The 16,608-nt window shown below is 39.1% G+C and carries 10 protein-coding genes and 1 riboswitch; of the genes, 6 read left to right on the forward strand and 4 right to left on the reverse strand.

The annotated features are described in order from the left end of the window. Positions 1–5: 5 nt before the first annotated feature. Positions 6–620 (reverse strand): deoxynucleoside kinase, encoded by a 615-nt coding sequence (locus IWC72_RS10280; protein WP_194529717.1) that lies wholly within the window; start codon positions 618–620, stop codon positions 6–8. Between the two features lie 198 nt (positions 621–818). Between IWC72_RS10280 and IWC72_RS10285 the strand changes: the two genes are divergently transcribed. The 6 genes from IWC72_RS10285 to IWC72_RS10310 all read left to right on the forward strand — a co-directional run bounded on the left by IWC72_RS10285 (position 819) and on the right by IWC72_RS10310 (position 12,169). Continuing rightward, entirely contained in the window at positions 819–1,664 is an 846-nt protein-coding gene (locus IWC72_RS10285; protein WP_194529718.1) for a GLPGLI family protein, read from the forward strand. A 48-nt stretch (positions 1,665–1,712) separates the two neighbouring features. Next, on the forward strand, positions 1,713–4,391 hold the full coding sequence (locus IWC72_RS10290) for a TonB-dependent receptor (RefSeq protein WP_194529719.1): 2,679 nt from the start codon (positions 1,713–1,715) through the stop codon (positions 4,389–4,391). A 262-nt stretch (positions 4,392–4,653) separates the two neighbouring features. Next, on the forward strand, positions 4,654–5,910 hold the full coding sequence (gene metK, locus IWC72_RS10295; RefSeq protein ID WP_194529720.1) for a methionine adenosyltransferase: 1,257 nt from the start codon (positions 4,654–4,656) through the stop codon (positions 5,908–5,910). A 76-nt stretch (positions 5,911–5,986) separates the two neighbouring features. Beyond that, a riboswitch (SAM riboswitch) is annotated at positions 5,987–6,098 on the forward strand. Positions 6,099–6,225: 127 nt separating this feature from the next. Further along, positions 6,226–7,500: an O-acetylhomoserine aminocarboxypropyltransferase/cysteine synthase family protein gene (locus tag IWC72_RS10300; RefSeq protein WP_194529721.1), complete on the forward strand. Its 1,275-nt coding sequence runs from the start codon at positions 6,226–6,228 to the stop codon at positions 7,498–7,500. Positions 7,501–7,575: 75 nt separating this feature from the next. After that, positions 7,576–10,962: a bifunctional aspartate kinase/homoserine dehydrogenase I gene (gene thrA, locus IWC72_RS10305; RefSeq protein WP_194529722.1), complete on the forward strand. Its 3,387-nt coding sequence runs from the start codon at positions 7,576–7,578 to the stop codon at positions 10,960–10,962. A 43-nt stretch (positions 10,963–11,005) separates the two neighbouring features. Continuing rightward, a complete protein-coding gene (locus IWC72_RS10310; protein ID WP_194529723.1) occupies positions 11,006–12,169 on the forward strand; it encodes a trans-sulfuration enzyme family protein in 1,164 nt (387 codons plus the stop codon). A 63-nt stretch (positions 12,170–12,232) separates the two neighbouring features. Here IWC72_RS10310 and IWC72_RS10315 read toward each other — a convergent pair whose 3' ends face one another. The 3 genes from IWC72_RS10315 to IWC72_RS10325 all read right to left on the reverse strand — a co-directional run bounded on the left by IWC72_RS10315 (position 12,233) and on the right by IWC72_RS10325 (position 16,553). After that, entirely contained in the window at positions 12,233–12,946 is a 714-nt protein-coding gene (locus IWC72_RS10315) for a hypothetical protein (protein ID WP_194529724.1), read from the reverse strand. Continuing rightward, a complete protein-coding gene (locus IWC72_RS10320; RefSeq protein WP_194529725.1) occupies positions 12,943–15,690 on the reverse strand; it encodes a T9SS type A sorting domain-containing protein in 2,748 nt (915 codons plus the stop codon). Before IWC72_RS10320 ends, IWC72_RS10315 begins: the two co-directional genes overlap by 4 nt. Positions 15,691–15,992: 302 nt before the next feature. Continuing rightward, positions 15,993–16,553: a carboxymuconolactone decarboxylase family protein gene (locus tag IWC72_RS10325; protein WP_194526125.1), complete on the reverse strand. Its 561-nt coding sequence runs from the start codon at positions 16,551–16,553 to the stop codon at positions 15,993–15,995. Positions 16,554–16,608 lie beyond the last annotated feature (55 nt).

Below are 16,608 nucleotides of genomic sequence, written 5' to 3' on the forward strand. Positions count from 1 at the left end.
GTTATTTAGAATAAGCCATTAATTTCAGCGTCAATTTTATTAATGATTGTACCTAAATCTTCAGGTTCATCAACAAAATCTAAGTCGTCTACATCAATTATTAAAAGGTTTCCTTTCGTATACCCATGAATCCAAGCTTCATAACGTTCATTAAGTCGGCTTAGGTAGTCAATGGAAATACTATTTTCATATTCCCGTCCCCTTTTATGAATTTGCTTTACCAAATTAGGAATGGAACTACGTAAATAAATAAGTAGATCGGGTGGTTGTACCAAACTCTCCATCAACTCAAAAAGGCTCTTGTAATTTTCAAAATCTCTATTGGTCAATAGGCCCATGGCATGTAAATTGGGCGCAAAAATATAGGCATCTTCGTAAATGGTACGATCCTGTATAATATCCTTGCCGCTTTCCCTAATTTGAAGGATTTGACGAAACCTATGGTTCAAAAAGTATATCTGAAGGTTAAAACTCCAGCGTTCCATTTGATTGTAGAAATCATCTAAATACGGGTTGTCTACTACATCTTCAAAATTGGCTTCCCAGTTGTAATGTTTTGCTAGTAACCTTGTTAAGGTTGTTTTTCCTGCACCGATGTTTCCGGCAACTGCTATGTGCATAGAGCTTTATTAATTAATGGTTGTGTTGTTGTTCCTAGTGGAATTAGAAGGTACAAGATACAAGATAACTCTAGGAAGTAAAAACATATTTTATTCACAATATAAAAAATGTAAGGTGTTTTAAAAATTTCTTTTACTAGTTGGATTAAACCAAATGATATTTAAACAGTCTTAAAATCATATTAACTAACTAGCATTATGGAAAATAGATGGTATATAGTATTGGTCTTTGTTTTGTTCTACGGAAGCTTACAAGCTCAAGATTTTCAAGGAAAGGCAGTTTACTTTAGTAAGACGCAAGTAGATATGGATTTTGGCAATAGACAAATGCCGGAAGATCGTAAAAAAGAGATAATGGAGCGTATAAAGAAGGCCAATGAAAAAACCTTTGAACTTAATTTTAACCAAACAGAATCCATTTACGAAGAAGAAGAGCAGTTAGAGCAGCCCGGAGGTAGACAGGGCGGGCGTGGTCCAAGGTTTGGAGGAATGTCAGGTACAGATGGAGATTTGTACAAGAATATAAAAGACCAGAGGTATTTAGTAAAGAATGAGCTTTTGGGTAAAATTTTTCTTGTTGATGATGAGTTGGAAAAACTAGACTGGAAACTAGAGAGCGATACCAAGCAAATAGGCAATTATACGGCGTTTAAAGCAACAGCTACCAAGACAATAAAAAGAACGAATATGAGGGCTATTTTCCGTAGACCTAATAGAGATAATGAAGAGGAGAAAAAAGAAGAGGAATTCACAATAAAAGAAGTAGAGGTTGTAGCATGGTATACACCAGAAATACCCGTAAATCAAGGTCCGTCTACATATTGGGGGCTTCCAGGATTAATACTTGCTGTTAGTGATGATATTACTACAATAGTATGTTCTGAAATTACTTTGAACCCAAATGAAAAAATAGAGATCAAGGCACCTAGCAAGGGTAAAAAAGTGACCCAAGCGGAATATGATAAAATCTCGCAAGAAAAAATGAAAGAGATGCGTGAAAATTTCAGAAACCGAGGAGGTCGGGGAGGCGGACGTCCCCAGTAATAGTTCTTTCCATAAACAAGTTACTTTTCACATCTTACAAAAATAATAATGAAGAATCTATTATTTCTTATCACCTTCTTCTTGGTGGTTGCAATGGGCTGGGCCCAAGAAATTTCGCTAACAGGTACGGTTAAGGACAGTCTGGGTGTAGGTGTGGATATGGCCAATGTTATAGCCATTAATACCGAAACTAAAGGTTTGGAGTCCTATGGAATTACGAACCACGCAGGCCTATATAAATTGAAGCTTAAATCTGGATTTCAGTATACGGTAAAGGTAAGTTACTTAGGGTTTAAGACTGAATCTTTCACGTTTACTGCTACAGATGTTGATGCGGTTAAGGATATTGTAATGCAAGAGCAGGCGGCGCAGTTAGATGAGGTAGAGGTAACCTATGAAATGCCGGTGTCTGTAAAGGGCGATACTATTGTATATGACACGGACTCCTTTGTTTCCGGTACGGAGAAAAAGTTGAAAGATGTGCTTGAAAACCTACCGGGTATTGAGGTAAATGATGATGGGCAGATTGAGGTAGAAGGAAAAACCGTGAGTAAAGTTATGGTTGAGGGTAAAGATTTTTTTGATGGTGATTCTAAATTGGCCGTTGAAAATATCCCTGCGAATGCGTTGAGTAAAGTTGAAGTGTTACGGAATTTTAATGAGGTCTCACAAATGAAAGGCCTTACAAATGACGATGATAATGTGGCTTTGAACATAAGGTTAAAAGAAGGGAAAAAGAACTTTTGGTTTGGGGAGATAACGGCAGGGTATGGTCCTGATGATAGGTATTTGGCCCACCCAAAATTGTTTTATTACAGTCCTAAATACAGCATCAATATTATTACGGATTTAAATAACATTGGCGAGGTGCCGTTTACCCGTAATGATTATAGGAATTTCACGGGAGGTTTTAGAAATATAAATTCTAGAGGAGGCAGTTCCATTGCTACGGGAGCAGATGGTTTAGGCCTTTCTACTACTCAAAATAATAGGGCTAACGATATAGACACCAAGTTTGCTGCGGTAAATTTTAGCTATGCGCCAACGGATGGACTTGACTTAAGTGGATTTGGTATTTATTCCTATACCGGAACGCTTATGAAATCTGAGCGAAATACTGCTTATATAGCTAGTAATGATGTGGAGAATGCTACAACCAATACCGATCAGACGGTTCATCTTGGATTGGCAAAATTGAGTGCCAGATATAAGCCCAATGCCAATTTTCAGTTGGACTATGACGGACTTTTAAAACAATCCGATGATAATGAGGGAGTGGATGTACTTTCAATATCCGATATTACGGATGAAATTTCTGAGGTAAAAGAACAAAAACCTTTATCGGTAAATCAAAATCTTAATATATACTACACCTTAGATGAAAAGAACATTTTTGCTGTAGAGGCGCAACACTTATATCAGGATGAAGACCCTTTTTATGAAGCAATTCGTAATGAGTTTGCCTTTGTGGATATTTTTCCGGTAGATGAAAATCAGAGCTTGTATAATTTAAATCAATCTAAAAATATAGTTACCAATAAAGTAGATGCTAAGGTTGATTATTATAGGGTGCTGGGTTCTAAAAGCAATATAAATTTTACGTTGGGTACAACGCAAAGTCATCAGAATTTCAACTCGGATATCTTTCAGGTTTTAGATAATGAAACCACCTTGGATATGATGGGAAGTGATTTTGAAAATGATGTGAATTTCAATGTCTCCGATCTTTATTTGGGGTTTCATTATAAAGTAATAGCGGGAATTTTTACATTTAATCCTGGGGTTACTCTCCATCAGTATAATGTTAAGAATGAGCAATTGGGTAGTGTGGTAGAGGATAACCTTACGTCACTGTTGCCGGACATGTATATAAACGCACAACTTAAAAAATCAGAAAACATACGGTTTAATTATAGGGTGACACGCTCTTTTACTGATGTCAGTAATTTTGCTCAAGGGTATGTATTGAATAATTATAACTCGCTTTATAATGGGAATAGAGATTTGGAAAGTGCACTTAATCATAACCTTTCCTTAAATTTCTTTAGCTTCAATATGTTCAATTTTACTAATATTTTTGCGAATGTAGCCTACACCAAACGTATAGACGCACTAAAAAATAATGCCGATATAATTGGAATCAATAGAGTAAGTACTACGATCAATTCTAATTTTGAAGATGAGTCGTTAACCGCAAACGGAAGGTACGAGCGAACCTTTGGTAAGATAAAAGCATCTGCACGTGCTAATGTTGGTTGGTCTACAACCAATAACTTAGTAGACGGTCAGCAACGTACTTCTAATTCGTTCACTCAGAATTATACGGGCGCATTATCAACTAATTTTAAGAATGCCCCCAACTTGGAACTGGGTTACAGATATACCGTAAATAACTATGAAAACGGAAATTTAGAAACCACATATTACACCAGTAGACCGTATGCCCGTTTTGATGCCGCTTTTTTGAAGAACTTTATTTTTACGGTAGATTATGATTATTATAATTATACGGACAAGGAGAATACAATCGATAATAAGTATAGCTTTCTGGAATCTAACTTAACCTACCAGAAGAAAGATAGTCGCTGGGAATATGGCATAAAAGGAACTAATCTATTAAATACGACCACATTAAATAGGGATAGTACAAACGATTTGTTTTTTACAACGCAGGCTTATTTTGTACAGCCACGGTATGTACTCTTCTCGGTAAAATATGACTTGTAGCCTGTCTTAAATCTATATGGGTTAAATTAATTTATTCAATTGACTCAATAAATAACACCATATTAAGATAGGGAACTCAACATTTTTTATATTTTTGCGTCCTAATTAAAATAAAGAGGAGGGATTTGACTGATTGCAACCTCTGTTTTGAGCCAAAAGGCAATAAAAACGAAAAAATGCTAAAGCAGTTGATGTTGAATTATTCACATCATCTTCTTTTCGGCATTCATTCAAATCCTTTTACAAAAAATAAAAGTTTGTTATGCCATATTTATTTACTTCCGAATCCGTAAGCGAAGGACACCCAGATAAAGTTGCCGATCAAATTAGTGACGCATTATTAGATAACTTTTTGGCTTTTGACCCAGAAAGTAAAGTTGCTTGTGAAACCATGGTGACTACAGGTCAGGTAGTATTGGCTGGTGAGGTCAAGAGTAATACTTATTTAGACGTTCAAACTATTGCTAGAGAGGTCATTAACAAAATTGGTTACACAAAAGGTGAATATCAATTTAGTGGAGATTCTTGTGGCGTTATTTCTCTAATTCATGAACAATCCCAAGATATTAGCCAAGGTGTAGACCGTGGTGAAAAAGAACAGCAAGGTGCCGGTGATCAAGGTATGATGTTCGGTTATGCTACCAAAGAGACTGAAAATTACATGCCATTGGCTTTGGATATATCACATAAAATCCTTCAGAATTTGGCCGAGTTGCGCAGGGAAGGTAGAATTATTGATTATCTACGTCCTGATGCCAAATCTCAGGTAACTATAGAATATTCTGACGATAATGTGCCTCAGCGAATAGATACGATAGTAATCTCTACACAACATGATGCGTTTAGCAACGATGATGAGGCTATGTTGGCTAAAATCAAAAAGGATTTAGTTGAGATTTTGATTCCAAGGGTTGTTGAGCAGCTTCCAGAGGTAATACAAGGTCTTTTTGATGATCAGATAAAATATCACATCAACCCAACAGGAAAGTTTGTAATTGGTGGTCCTCACGGTGATGCAGGTCTTACCGGTAGAAAAATTATTGTTGATACTTATGGAGGGAAAGGAGCTCACGGTGGAGGAGCTTTTAGTGGTAAAGACCCGAGTAAGGTAGACAGAAGTGCGGCTTACGCTGCACGCCATATTGCAAAGAATTTAGTAGCGGCAGGTGTCGCTGATGAGATTTTAGTGCAAGTGAGCTACGCTATTGGTGTTGTTGAACCTACCTCTATTTTTGTGGATACCTACGGAACTTCTAATGTAGATTTGACTGACGGTGAAATTGCCATCAAAACCAAAGAGCTTTTTGATATGCGCCCACATGCTATTGAAGAGCGATTAAAGTTGCGAAACCCTATTTATTTAGAATCTGCCGCTTATGGCCATATGGGAAAAGAACCTAAAATAATCAAGAAAGTTTTTGAATCTCCCTACAACGGTCGTATCGAAAAAGAAGTGGAATTATTCACTTGGGAAAAGTTGGATAAGGTAGGCGAGGTTAAAAAAGCGTTTAATTTGTAAATTTTTCAAAAATGTTGGTGAATTTAAATTCGCCGACCATATATTTGTAATTCCAAAAGTTCAAACACGTATTGAATAGTTATCAAGAAAGGTGGAGGGAATAGACCCTTTGAAACCTTAGCAACCCTTTGCCGCTTGTGCAGAGAAGGTGCTACATTCTATCCCTTTTATACAGGGACAGATAACAAAACAGATTACTCATACTAATCTTATACTTTCTTATAACTTTTTAGATATTACACCTTGCCATAACATATATGGCTAAGGTTGGTCGGGCTTTTAATTATTTTAAATAACAATTAAAAATCAGAAATTATGAGTGATCAAAAATTCTCAACCAACGCATTGCATGCCGGACATGACACAACTCAGACTGGAGGTACACGTGCCGTGCCCATTTATCAAACTTCTTCGTACGTTTTTAATGATACGGATCATGCGGCAAACTTATTTTCACTTGCTGAACTCGGTTTTATATACACCCGACTGAACAACCCTACCAATCAAATTCTTCAAGAGCGTTTAGCTGCAGTTGAAGGTGGAGTAGGCGCAGTTGTTTTTGCTTCGGGAACTTCGGCTATTTCTACGGGGTTAATGACCCTTTTAAAAGCGGGAGACCATATTGTTGCTTCTAGTAGTTTGTACGGTGGTACCTTCAACTTGTTGAACGTTACCCTACCAAGGTTAGGAATCACTACCACTTTTGTTGATGCTTCCGATCCGGAAAGTTTTGGCAAGGCGGTTCGGGACAATACAAGGGCTTTCTTTGTAGAATCATTGGGCAACCCAAAATTAGATGTACTTGATTTAAAAGCGATTTCAAAACAGGCCAAAGCTGCCCAAGTTCCTTTTATCGTTGATAATACGGTAGCTTCGCCAGCACTTTTAAACCCTATTGAGCACGGAGCCAACTTGGTTATTCATTCGCTTACTAAATATATTGGTGGTCAAGGTACGTCTTTAGGGGGAGCTATCATTGATGCCGGAACTTTTGATTGGACCAACGGAAAATTTCCTGAATTTACTGAGCCTTCCGCAGGCTACCACGGGTTGGTATATAGCGAAGCTTTAGGAGCCGCTGCTTTTACTTTTAAATTAATTTTAGAAGGATTGCGTGATTTTGGAGGTGCTTTGAGCCCGTTTAATGCTTTTCAAATTATTCAAGGTTTGGAGACTTTAAATGTTCGTATCAAACAACATAGTGAAAATGCACTGGAACTGGCTACTTGGTTAGAAGGTAGAGATGAAGTGGAGTGGGTAAATTACCCAGGACTTAAGAGCAGTAAATACTATGATCTTGCACAAGAATATTTGCCAAAAGGACAAAGTGGATTGGTAACATTTGGAATTAAAGGTGGTTTTGAGGCTGCCAAGAAATTTACCGATGCTACTAAAGTATTCTCTCTATTGGCCAACATTGGCGATACCAAATCATTGATCATTCACCCAGCTAGTACTACGCACCAACAGTTAAATGAGGAGCAATTGGCAGGAGCGGGTGTCGGTCAAGACTTAATTCGTTTGTCAGTTGGTCTGGAAGATATTGAAGACTTAAAGGCCGATTTGGAAAACGCGTTCGCAGCGCTTTAATCAATATAAAATTTTCTTTTAGAAATTAATAAGATCTGACCCTCTTAACCAAGGGTCGGGTCTAACATATATCGTATGCTACATCATTTGAAATTAGCAAACTATACCACGATCAGTGGGGTGACTCAAGATATTGAGCTGTCTTATCAATTGTTCGGTCAAGAATTGCACACAGCACCCATAGTTCAGGTAAACCATGCCTTAACCGGTAACTCAAATGTTACGGGAGATGATGGCTGGTGGTCCGCACTTATTGGAGAAGGCAAGTGTATAGATACAAAAAAATACACGATTTTATCGTTTAATATTCCGGGTAACGGATACGATAAATTCATAATCGATAATTATAAGGATTTTGTAGCGGGAGACATCGCTAGAATTTTCTTATTGGGTCTTCAGCAACTTGAAATCAATAAATTGTTCGCTCTTTTAGGAGGTTCTTTAGGAGGAGGTATCGCTTGGGAAATGGCGGCACTCAACCCAAAGATTACTGAGCATTTAATTCCTGTGGCGTCAGACTGGAAATCTACGGATTGGTTGATCGGTAACTGCCAGATTCAGGAGCAATTTTTGGTGAACAGTAAGCAGCCGGTTCACGATGCCCGCATGCATGCCATGTTGTGTTACCGTACGCCGGAATCGTTTAAGGACCGTTTTAAGCGAAGTACCAATGAGGAACTTCAGGTTTTTAACGTGGAGAGTTGGTTAATGCACCATGGTGAAAAATTACAAGAACGTTTTCAGCTTTCGGCCTATAAATTAATGAACCAACTGCTCAAGACTATTGACGTTATGAGAAATGGTGAGCAGAATTTCATAGATCTACAAAATAGTGATGCTAATATTCATATTATAGGTGTAGACTCTGATTTGTTCTTTACGGCAAAGGAAAATAAAGAGACTTTTAAACGTTTGGCACAGGCGAACGGAAACGTAACGTACGGAGAGGTACATTCCCTGCATGGTCACGATGCTTTTTTAATTGAATTTGACCAAATGGAAAGACTTCTGGAACCTGTTTTCAGTAGAAACGGAAAGTCAAAACACGCTAAGGTTTTAAAGTTCGGTGGAAAATCTCTCGCCAATGGCGAAGGGTTGGAGCGTGTTCTGAATATTGTTTCTGATAAGGTGGAAGAAGGAGAAAACATTGCCGTTGTTTTGTCTGCTCGTGCAAAGGCTACGGACCAGTTAGAGGCCATTTTGGAGAAAGCAGCCAAAGGGGAAAACTACTATAAAGACTTTGAGGCTTTCGAGAAATATCAAAAGCATACGTTTAAGAATGTCAATCTTTCGCAAGAATTTAAAGATTTGGCAAAGTTGCTGGAAGGGGTTTCCCTTTTAGGGGATTATAGCCTTAAAATTAAAGACCAGCTGTTGTCTTTTGGTGAGCTTATCTCTGTAAAATTGGTCACCAAGCTGCTTATCGGAAAAGGTGTCAATGCTGTGATGCTCGATTCTAGGGAGCTGATAAAAACCGACTCTAATTTTGGGGATGCTTCCGTGAACGAGGCTTTGTCAAAAGAAAATGTGCTGCGCAGATTCGCTAAGTTAGATACAGATGCGGTGCCGATTATTACTGGGTTTATAGCTTCTGATGAAAATGGAGAAACCACCACCTTGGGTAGAAACGGTAGTAATTATTCTGCTGCATTGTTCGCTAATTTTCTAAATGCGGAAGAGCTTCAGAATTTTACCCACGTAGATGGGGTTTACACGGCCAACCCGGATTTGGTTTCCGATGCGAAAAGGATATCGCACCTTTCCTATGGTGAGGCGAATGAATTGGCGAATTTTGGAGCAACAATTTTGCACGCTAAGACTATCATCCCATTAATAGAGAAGAATATTCCACTTCGTATTTTAAACACGTTCAACAACGATAATGAAGGTACGTTGATCAGTGCCAAGACCGAAGAAGGTGGTATAAAATCACTATCGGTTATTGAAAATGTTTCTTTAATCAATGTTGAGGGTAGGGGGCTTTTAGGTAAAGTTGGTGTTGATGCCCGTATTTTTAGCGCATTGCAAAAGAGCAATATCAGTGTAAGTATTATTTCGCAAGGTTCTTCGGAGCGTGGTATCGGTTTGGTGGTAAATGCAGACCGGGCCCTAGATGCAAAACGAGCTTTGGATAGGGAGTTTGAAAGTGATTATGAGTCCAAGGACATTAATATGATTACGGTGCTCGATGAGGTTTCCGTTATCTCCATTGTTGGGCAGGATTTAAGTACGTTTCACAGACCTTATAATGCATTGATTAAAAATCAAATTGCACCGCTACTTTTCAATAATACGGTATCTGGCAAGAACGTAAGTCTTGTGCTGAAAAAATCGGATTTAAGCAAAGCGTTGAACGTGATGCACGGTCAGATTTTCGGTATCAGCAAAAAAGTAAACTTGGTTATTTTTGGTCATGGAAATGTGGGAGGAACACTTATTGACCAGATTTTAAAGTCGAACAAAACCATTCAGAAACGAAAGGGAATCGACTTGAACGTATTTGGCGTAGCCAATTCTAGAAAGATACTTTTGAACAAAAAAGGGGCTCCTAAAAACTGGAAATCCGCTGTTGAGAAAAAAGGTGTTCCATATCAAATCGAAGATGTCATTGCTTATACAAAAGAGCACCATTTAGAAAATTTGATTGTGGTTGATAATACCGCAAATAAAGATTTTGTGGCCCACTATTTTGAGTTTGTAGAGAACGGTTTTGATATCGTTTCGTCAAACAAAATAGCGAACACCCTTGGGTTTGATTACTATCAACTGTTACGTGAAGAACTGGATAAACATCAAAAACAATACTTATACGAAACCAATGTAGGAGCTGGTTTGCCGTTAATAGATACTATTCGGTTGTTGCACCTTTCAGGGGAAAATATAACAGGAATAAAAGGGGTCTTCTCCGGTTCGTTAAGTTATATTTTCAATACTTTTTCTGAAAGCGAAGAGCCGTTTTCGAACATATTAAGGGCCGCAATGAAAAGTGGCTTTACGGAGCCAGACCCTCGTGAAGACCTTTCAGGAAACGATGTTGGGCGTAAGTTGCTGATTTTGGCACGAGAGCTTGATTTGAGCAATGAGTTTGACGATATAAATATCGAAAACTTAATTCCGGAACAATTAAGAGATGGAGATGTAAACCACTTTCTGGACAACCTAGATGTGGTAGATGCCAAATTCAACGAAATAAAAAAGAACCAAGAACCTGGTCATGTACTCAGATACGTGGGCGACTTGCACGGTAATCTTCAAGAAGAAAAAGGAATTCTAGATGTAAAATTGGTTTCTGTGCCTAAAGAAAGTGCTTTAGGGCAGGTAAAAGGTTCGGATTCTATAATAGAAATATATACTGAATCCTATGGAGAAAATCCATTGGTAATTCAGGGTGCCGGAGCCGGAGCAGCAGTTACGGCACGTGGTGTTTTTGGAGATATTCTCCGCATAGCCGAAAAAGGATAAACAAAGCAAAAGAGAAAGTTAGCTTTCATCAATTTATAAGAACATGGAAAAGAAATTTGAGACAAACGCCATCCGAACGCAGTTGGAACGCACTAAAAATTTAGAGCACTCCGTACCTATGTACGTGACCTCTAGTTTTGTGTTTGAAGATGCCGAAGATATGCGGGCGTCGTTTGCGGAAGAGAAAGACCGAAATATTTACTCGCGTTATTCCAATCCCAATTCTTCTGAGTTTATCGAAAAGGTGTGTCAAATGGAAGGTGCCGAAAACGGATTCGCATTTGCATCCGGGATGGCCGCTGTGTTTTCTACATTGGCTGCATTATTAGATAGTGGAGATCATGTTTTATCTGCACGTAGCATCTTTGGTTCTACACACTCGCTGTTCACCAATTTCTTCCCAAAATGGAATATTGATCATACCTATTTTAAGATTGATGAGCTAGACAAGCTTGAGGAGTTGATTACGCCAAAGACTAAAATAATATATGCAGAATCTCCAACAAATCCAGGGGTTGATGTATTGGATCTAGAGGCTTTGGGAAAGATTGCCAAAAAACATAATTTGATTTTGGTAATCGATAACTGTTTCGCTACGCCTTATTTGCAACAGCCAATAAAATTTGGTGCCGATTTGGTCATCCACTCAGGAACAAAACTGATGGACGGGCAAGGCAGGGTACTTGCAGGTATTACGGTGGGCTCAAATGAGTTGATAGATAAAGTATATCGCTTTTCTAGAATTACGGGGCCTGCATTATCACCTTTTAATGCTTGGGTGCTTTCAAAGAGTCTAGAGACACTTGCTGTTCGGGTAGACCGTCATTGTGATAATGCTTTAAAGTTGGCGGAATTTCTTGAAGGACATGAAAAGGTGAATTGGGTTAAATACCCGCATTTGAAATCGCATCCGAAATACGAAATTGCCAAAAAACAGATGAAAGCGGGTGGCTGCGTTGTAGCTTTTGAAGTAAAAGGTGGAGTAGAAGCAGGACAAAAATTCTTTGATTCCATACAGTTACTGTCCCTTTCTGCGAATTTGGGCGATGCACGCAGTATTGTCACGCACCCGGCATCAACAACACATAGCAAACTTTCGCCAGAAGAAAGAGCGGAAACCGGTGTTACGGACGGTATGGTACGCGTTTCTGTAGGTTTGGAGCATATAGATGACATCATTGCCGATATTTCTCAGGCTTTGGGTTAAGATAAGATGATAATTACAATTTCAAAACCAGCGTCTATGCGCTGGTTTTTTTATACATTAAAATCACTCCGTTTTAAATTCAAAAACAGGAGATTGAGAGCTGGAACCTTTGGCATCAATTGTTTTTACTCTCCAGAAGTACACCGTATTTCCACTCAGCGCTGTATTTTCTAAACTAGTGTCAGCCGTGGTTTCAAGTAATTTTGTTGGCGGATTGTTGGTGCCTAAATACAACTCGTATGAAACAATATCGTTATCCACATCGCTACCTAGCCAATGTAGTGTTGTAGGAGAAGCTACGGTCGCACCCATTGTCGGGTTTATGGCCTCCGCGGGAAAGGGTGCGTAGTTTTCAGTGCCTTCTCCGGAATTATAAAACATCCAAGTTTCACTGGTGGCTGTAGATGCTGTTCCACTTGATTTTGAAATAATGCTCCAGGAATAGGGCGTATTTCTCAATATAGATAAAGCCAAAGAATTGTTGGGAGCTTCATTTTCTGTGGTTTCGTTCGTTTTTAGATTTTTGAGAACCAAAGTATAGCTGTCGGTGTTTTCGGAGGTCTCCCATTCAAAGGTTACCCGGCTCTGTGTAGCGGAGATTATATCCCCTTGATTGCATTCTTCACCTTTATCGGGAAAAACTAAAACAGAAGCTTTTGGCGGAAGAATATCTTGGGGAGTCTCATTTCCTCCATTATCACCATCACTACTGCTACAGCTAAAAAGAATCGGGCATAGAAAAAAAAGGCTTAATCTGAGATATCGGTTGGCTATCATTGCTTGATGATTTTAGCTTGGGAGTTTATGTTAGATGCGGTTATGTTCAGGAAATACAGACCGGAACTTAAGTTTGCCGTGTCTACCGTTGTGGTTCGGTTTAAAATTGTTTCCGTTTTGTTCATTACAACTTTACCCGTAGCCGATACTACTTCTAGGGTTACCAAAGATTCAATGTCATCAGAAAAGGCTACGGTCAATTGGTCTTCTACTTTATTCGGAAAAACGGTAACCCCTTCAAAAACACTAATGATTTCATCGTATGTGCCTTGGCAATTTTTATCTGCCTGAACGGATATGTTATTTTGGCCTTTAGAGAGGTCAAGGGTAATTTCACTCTGGTCTGTATGTGTTATTTGCCCGTTCAGGTCAATACTGTAGTTTATGCTTCCTTTTAGGTTGAGTGTAACCTGATTTTTTGTGTCGTCTACCTTAGAGGTAACAGATAGGTCTTCCGGTTGGTCTATGGTAACTACATAACATTGTTCGTAACTGGCATCTGAAGAGGTAGTAATACAAATGGTATAATCGCCTGCGCTTAAACCATTGAACAAAACGTCTGAATTGAAATTCTTTTCTTCACCGGTTTCAGAAATACTTGCTTTAAATTGATGAGAGGTATCCGCAGAACTAATCGAGATAATACCGTCATCGTTAGCACTACAGGATTCGCTAGTTCCTTTCACCTTAAAATTATCCGCCGGAAGGCTAAAAACTTTACAACCTGTGGTGTTTACGGTACTGCCTAAAGGCGTATCAGGGCAGTCGTCATCAACATTTGCAACCCCATCACTATCACTGTCGTTAGGGTCAAAAGCGATACAATCCTCGCCGGGAAGACCGTAGCAACCTAAGCCAATAGGACCGTATAAGGGTTTCCATGTGATGCCGGCCACCCATTGCTCACCACCATTTTCATAAGCACCAACATCAGGTTTGTTGCCTATATAGCCTTCGGTAATTCCTGAAATTTCGCGGCCTTGGTCAATAGGTGAGGTGTCTGATTTCGGCTTGAAATCGGCATTATCCGCATTTACAAAAACATTTGAAGAAACCACTAGATTATTCTGTTTGTCCGACTGTGGTTCCCAATTTTCATCGCTTCCCAGATTGTTCCAAACGCGAACGTTAGAGAATGATGTTCCTTCTTTATGCCATGCTCCCATCACCTCTGAACCATTCCAAAGCGTATTGTTGAAAATGTCAATATCCGTCCCGTTCCAGTTGATTTGTACGCTGGTCCACTCGGTATTCCAGACCACGTTATGATGGACTATAAACCCTGCGGCATCATTGTCCAAATAAATTCCTGCAGCCTTATATTTAGTTCCTCCCGATGCCGTGTCATGAAACCAGTTGTGGTGAATTTCAGTAGTGTATTGCGGCCCTACCGTATAGAAAAGGGCGCAATCGTCTGCAACCAAATTGCTTTGTGAGATATCATTATACGAAAACTCATTGTCGGACCCGTTGTATTGAATAGCATCCCTACCACCTCTAAAGACGGTATTGTTTTTCACCGAAGTATTATTGATGCCTCTAACCACTAGCGGGCCATCGTAAAACCCTAAAAAGTTACAGTCATGAATGTAATTGTCTAGAATCTGATGATTATTGCCCCTTACGACCAAACCGGCACCCGCGTTGAAGGCTATTTCACATTTTTCGATTCTGTTGTTCGAACCTTGAACATGTACGTTTGCCTTATTGGTGCGTGAACTATCCGTGATGCCTTGGGTGTGGTTTCCGTAAAGGGATGTCACCCCAAAAAGTACGTTGTTCGTAGTTAAACTGTTTGGGTTGGCGCCCCACCAAGTGGAGCTATCTTCCATATTGATGCTACCTCCAAAAACGGCAAGATTACGTATTTCTATATATTGTTTGTCTTTAAGATTGATGGTTTCCAAACGGCGTCTCATTTTTACCATACCATCTTCCGGAGCACTGCCGTTGGGGAGTTGCACATAAAGCGTATTTGTAGACTCTTCATAATACCACTCGTTTTGGTAGTCTAAAGCACCCTTTGCGCCTTCTAAGTAAAAATCACCTAAATCTGCCGGGGCATGAAATGTTCGGACCCATGTTTCATTATTTGTAGTCGTTAGGTTGAAGTTGACCCTACCGGAAGAACTACTGGTAATTTGCCTTTTCCAGGCTAACCAACCGCTTCCACTTTTATCCCCATAAAACCATACTGCTCCACCAGTCCAATCTATTCCAGGAATTGTAGATTCCGATAAATGGGCACCGTTGATGACATCGCCATTGCTGCCACCGGTATTTCTAATCGTTCCCAAAGCAAAAGGGTCGGATTCGGTTTTGTTGGGCCAACGAGCCAAGTCCAAAGCCGTAGCATCGTTCATGACGAAATTTTCTTGCCCTAGGGATGGGAAAGGAATTGTAATTTTATACACCGAGCCACTATCCTGAGTCCAACCGGATAAAGCGTCCATAGCGGAAATGACAACTTTTTCACCAGGAAAAGATTGAAAAATAATGGGTTGACCTGGGCTTCCTGAGTTTACGGGATTTAAGGTTTCTTGGTAGGTGCCTTCTCTTATGAATACAACATCACCCGCAACAGCTACACTGGCGGCCATTGAAATAGTCAAATACGGACTGTCTAGCGTTCCCGGATTGGTATCATCTCCATTCTTGGCAACGTAGATATCTTTGGAGAACGAACTTATACTAACTAGAAATAATACTAATGATAGGCATATCAGTTTCAGTGATATTTGCATAGGTTTAGTTTTGATTAGCGGGGTTATTCTACCAAATCTATATGAATGGCGAACAGTCTCAAAAAGCAAATGATCAAATAGATACAACAAATGATTAATTATAACCGTTGTGCGTATTTTGTCAAGTGTTTGATCAGTTCGTTTTTAGTAGTTTATTGAGATAATACTGCAGAATTGTCAAATATCATTAAAAAATAGTGGTGTTTTTTATACTGAACCTAAAAGTTATGATTGGGTATATCGCAAAAAAAAAGCTTCCCGAAGGAAGCTTTTTGTTGGTAGTAAGTTTTGTGAAAAGGTATTTAATCTTCAATTTCTTTGCCAACGGCAAAAGGCTCCAATGATTCATTAATTACATTTTCTGTAACGTGATTTATGTAGTTGCTTAAAGTCTTCAACGCGATACCCGTAATGATCTCCAAAACATTTTCAGGCGAAAATCCGGCATTGTAAAAGGTTTCCAAGTCGTTCTTATCTATGTGCCCTCTGGTTTCTGTTAGTTTCTTTGTAATGTTTACCAATACATTCAGCCTTTCATCATCAACAGGCTTCTCTTTGCGAACCGCATTTAAAATAGAGGATCTGATTCCGTTTGCTTTAGCTGCTCTAGTGTGTGCAGCTGTACAATAGGCACATTCGTTCACCACGCTGGCAGATAACAAAATTAAATGCTGTTCACCCGCGGTAAAAGTCGTCTTTCCAAATATTTTGAATAAACTATTGTAAGCTTCCAAAGAAGCAGGGGCACCCGCCATGTATCTAAAAAGGTTAGGTAATGTTCCGTATTTTTTCTCTCCGTATTTTAAAAGTTCTTTTGATTCTTCAGGTGCACTTTCTATTGTGTGTTTTGTAAAATTTTTCATATTGTTTTATTTTAGTAATGCAAGACACTTATTTTCTTGCAAAGGCTTTTGTTTA

Origin of the sequence: Zobellia roscoffensis (genome assembly GCF_015330165.1) — a bacterium.
Classification (GTDB): domain Bacteria; phylum Bacteroidota; class Bacteroidia; order Flavobacteriales; family Flavobacteriaceae; genus Zobellia; species Zobellia roscoffensis.

Bases quoted from the DNA above. Each gene is read 5' to 3' on its own strand.
- IWC72_RS10320 (WP_194529725.1), bottom strand. From the start codon at position 15,690: ATGCAAATATCACTGAAACTGATATGCCTATCATTAGTATTATTTCTA.
- thrA (WP_194529722.1), top strand. From the start codon at position 7,576: ATGCTACATCATTTGAAATTAGCAAACTATACCACGATCAGTGGGGTG.
- IWC72_RS10315 (WP_194529724.1), bottom strand. From the start codon at position 12,946: ATGATAGCCAACCGATATCTCAGATTAAGCCTTTTTTTTCTATGCCCG.
- IWC72_RS10310 (WP_194529723.1), top strand. From the start codon at position 11,006: ATGGAAAAGAAATTTGAGACAAACGCCATCCGAACGCAGTTGGAACGC.
- IWC72_RS10285 (WP_194529718.1), top strand. From the start codon at position 819: ATGGAAAATAGATGGTATATAGTATTGGTCTTTGTTTTGTTCTACGGA.
- IWC72_RS10290 (WP_194529719.1), top strand. From the start codon at position 1,713: ATGAAGAATCTATTATTTCTTATCACCTTCTTCTTGGTGGTTGCAATG.
- metK (WP_194529720.1), top strand. From the start codon at position 4,654: ATGCCATATTTATTTACTTCCGAATCCGTAAGCGAAGGACACCCAGAT.
- IWC72_RS10300 (WP_194529721.1), top strand. From the start codon at position 6,226: ATGAGTGATCAAAAATTCTCAACCAACGCATTGCATGCCGGACATGAC.
- IWC72_RS10325 (WP_194526125.1), bottom strand. From the start codon at position 16,553: ATGAAAAATTTTACAAAACACACAATAGAAAGTGCACCTGAAGAATCA.
- IWC72_RS10280 (WP_194529717.1), bottom strand. From the start codon at position 620: ATGCACATAGCAGTTGCCGGAAACATCGGTGCAGGAAAAACAACCTTA.